The organism is Neptunomonas sp. (assembly GCF_041601355.1).
GTDB lineage: Bacteria > Pseudomonadota > Gammaproteobacteria > Pseudomonadales > Balneatricaceae > Neptunomonas.
Map to the genome: position 1 here is coordinate 1 of NZ_JBFIIH010000225.1, position 3,649 is coordinate 3,649.

Genomic DNA, 3,649 nt, shown 5'->3' on the forward strand with positions numbered 1-3,649 from the left:
TTCGTCGTAATCGATCTCGCCTGTCGCTTCATTTAAACCGTACTGAACGGCGTTATACATTTTGCCGGAGAAATTAACATGCGAACCATGCGTCAGGTGACCACCGTGCGCTAAGCTCATGCCAAGAATAGTATCGCCCGGTGCGCACAGCGCCATGTAAACGGCAGCATTGGCCTGTGAACCGGAGTGTGGCTGAACGTTAGCATACGTCGCACCGAACAGCTCTTTAGCACGATCCAGCGCCAGCTGCTCTACCAGGTCAACGTATTCACAGCCACCGTAGTAACGCTTTTCAGGGTAACCTTCTGCATATTTGTTCGTCAGTACAGAACCTTGCATCTGCATGACACGCGGGCTGGTATAGTTCTCAGAGGCTATCAGTTCGATATGCTCTTCCTGACGTACTTCTTCTTTAACTACCGCCGCCCACAGGACATCGTCGTATCCCTGAACCTGGTCACCTTTACTAAACATCGTTACCTCCTACTAAGCCAAACAGCCTAGTCACATATTTGGTTTTATAATTATTGTTTCCTGCCCGTTATCCGGCGCCAGACAAACTAGATAGACTCACTTTGCACTGTAAACATACTGCAGCCAAAAGACGTAGTTGCCATACAAGCCTAAAAACTAAAATCACAGCTAAGCTCGGAGAGAAAACTGTGTATTTGCACGTCGTAGCAATTCCAATCTATAACGAAGAGGACTCATCAATGAACAAGCCGGGCCCCTCAGTGAGCACAATAGTTAGGCGCATCATTTCTTCAAGCAGCAAGACTATTGCTCCACAACGCGCTAAGGCGACATTAATTTGGCAAGAGCTTTACCTTGCATAAAATCAGCTATCTCTTAACATCCAAAACAGAATATACGCATACCACACATAATAAAAATCAATAGTTTTTATGCTTATATTTATAATGCAAATGAACAGACGGCTATACCCATATACACCAACGCATCATTACTCGAGCAGATCTGGACGCAGTCACATTAGATGAGTGCCTCTTTATATGGCCTGTAACAATCTCTCGCTCTGATATCAGTCAGTCACTGAACAGGTTTTTCACCTACAGGAGAAACCGTAGTTGTTGTCTTTAGAGTCTTTTCGAATACTTTTTAGCAGTCGTGCAGAAAATTCCGGCTATAGCGGATATGATGAATACTCTCTCCATTAATCACCATACGTCGTGTTTTGACATGGATATATACATTTTTTCTATAATTTATAAGGCATAACCTGCTATGAATTATTCGCATAACTCACCTGATGGATTTTTACGCCGATGGTTGATTGTTACCAGCTGCGTTGCGTTTTTGATGCTTTTTTGGCAATTCATGCCCGCTGTAGAATCGTGGTTTAGCGCACAAGAGGGTACGCCAAGAGTCATCACTCCACGTGGAGATATGGCGGCCGATGAGCAGACCACCATAGAGTTATTTGAATCATCGCGGAATTCTGTTGTATTTATTACAACGGCTCATTTAGTACGAGACACATGGTCTCGTAATATATTTCAAGTACCTCGCGGCAGCGGTTCTGGCTTTATCTGGAACGACGCAGGTCACGTAATTACTAACTATCACGTTATTCAGGGTGCGTCTCAGGCCAATGTAAAGCTGGCTGATGGCAGGGACTATCAGGCAGCTCTGGTGGGCGCGAGTCCCGAACATGATATTGCTGTTCTCAAAATCGGCGTTGCTTTCCAACCCCCGCCACCAGTTCCTATTGGTACCAGTCACGACCTGAAAGTCGGACAGAAGGTCTTTGCCATTGGCAACCCTTTTGGCCTCGACTGGACGTTGACGACAGGCATAGTATCCGCGCTTGATCGCAGCTTAGATGCAGGTACTGGCGGTGTCACAATTGACAACCTTATACAGACCGACGCAGCGATCAACCCTGGTAACTCCGGTGGACCTTTACTGGATTCAGCCGGAAGGCTCATTGGTATTAATACGATGATATACAGTCCGTCTGGCGCATCTGCCGGCATTGGTTTCTCGGTCCCTGTCGATACCATTATGCGTATTGTTCCGGAGCTGATCCGCAATGGCCGTTACATCAGGCCTTCTTTGGGGATCACCGTAGATGAGAAGCTAAATAGTCACTTGTCAAAAATACTGGACGTACAGGGAGTGGTCGTATTAAACGTTATACCGGGTTCTTCCGCTGATAAAGCAGGTCTTAAAGGAGCCATCATGGCCAGGAACAGTGCTATCCTCCCAAGAGATATCATTATAAATTTAAATGGCAGGGAGATCAGCAGCGTAGCGCAACTACTATCGGCACTGGATGATTATAAAGTTGGTGATGTTGTCACATTGCAGATTCAGCGCGAACAAAATATACGTCAAGTCGACGTTGAATTGCAGGCTGGCTAAAGTAGAGGTTGATGTGTAGCAGCTCAAGCCCACTCTACCAGCATCATTCTTTGATAATGAAATTTAGCTAGCCGAATTTACTTCTGATAACATGTAGATTAAACAGCGCAAGAAGCGGTGAGCACCGCTAGTACTCACCGCAATTCGTTTAAGCGCCCTTAGCCTCTATTTGCTCCTTAGCATTGTGCTCTAATACTGGCTCATTAGTGTTAATGGCGATAGTCCTAGGCTTCATTGCTTCCGGTATTTCTTTGACCAGGCTAATGGTCAGCAAGCCATTGATAAGATCTGCCCCGGTTACCTCAACATAATCGGCCAGATTAAACTTACGCTCAAACGTCCGATTCGCTATACCCCGATGCAAAAACTTAGTTTCATTTCTCTCTGGTTTATTGCCACGTACTGCCAGCACACCTTTTTCAACCTGAATATCGATCTCTTCTTGTGAAAAACCAGCCACAGCAAGTGTGATTGCGTAGCGTTTTTCATCCAGCATTTCGATATTGTATGGGGGATACCCGTTAGTATTTGTTTCGGTTGCTAGTGCATGGTCTATCAAAGACGCTAAGCGGTCGAAACCCACACTACTACGGTAAAGAGGGGTTAAATCAATTGAGTTCATAATAAGACCTCCATAAGAAGCGAATTAAAATAATAAACAATCATGTCGGCAAAGTTTCCGGGGTGGACAAGCTTGCCACATATCTTAAATAGGGTCGCCACACTCTTTTTCAAGCGGTTTTTTTAAAAAAATTTACCCTATGCTTTCGACGCTAAAGATAACGAAATGCGAATGATGAAGGGGCGATAACGGAAGCTGCAAGGAGCCCATCTATGAACTTGGTACCTATCAAACAGGCTGAACAGCAAGATATACAATCGTATACATAGAGTTCGTTGTCAATCGTCAAAAACAGAACGGCTGAGGCTTATTTATACAGCGTATTCAGGAAGCGCCTCCTGCAGATTTTTTAGCTCTGAATACCATAATTCCATAAAATCCTGCGTTATTTTTTGTTCAATATCCAGTGCCTGATCTGAAGGACAAAAAATCGTCACACTCGCTGTATTTTTACCAATATCAGATGTCGAAATAGTAACGGTAGGGGCGGGGCCTGCGATGGTCACATCTAAGCGTTTCTCTATTAAATAATTATATCTGTGTGCAACTTCATAGAAGTCCTGGCAGTGAACTGCTGCCCGTTCCAGTAATTCATCCCGAAATGAAAATAGGTTTACGTGCTGACTCCGGGTAAGCGTGAAA

Annotated in this window: 2 protein-coding genes and 2 pseudogenes; 1 reads left to right on the forward strand and 3 read right to left on the reverse strand. The window is 44.7% G+C overall.

Annotation, left to right across the window (positions count from 1 at the left end; all coding sequences use genetic code 11):
- Positions 1-474 (reverse strand): annotated as a pseudogene (gene glyA, locus ABY436_RS19575) (serine hydroxymethyltransferase); the annotation flags it as partial.
- A 771-nt stretch (positions 475-1,245) separates the two neighbouring features.
- On the opposite strand from glyA, the gene ABY436_RS19580 reads away from it, so the two are divergent.
- Positions 1,246-2,385, forward strand: a complete 1,140-nt coding sequence (locus ABY436_RS19580) for a S1C family serine protease (protein ID WP_372740607.1) — start codon at positions 1,246-1,248, stop codon at positions 2,383-2,385.
- 148 nt (positions 2,386-2,533) lie between these two features.
- Here ABY436_RS19580 and ABY436_RS19585 read toward each other — a convergent pair whose 3' ends face one another.
- Together ABY436_RS19585 and ABY436_RS19590 are read right to left on the reverse strand one after the other, a co-directional pair.
- Complete coding sequence (locus tag ABY436_RS19585; RefSeq protein WP_372740608.1) at positions 2,534-3,007, reverse strand: Hsp20 family protein; 474 nt, start codon at positions 3,005-3,007, stop codon at positions 2,534-2,536.
- Positions 3,008-3,318: 311 nt separating this feature from the next.
- Positions 3,319-3,649, reverse strand: a pseudogene (locus ABY436_RS19590) (mechanosensitive ion channel family protein); the annotation flags it as partial.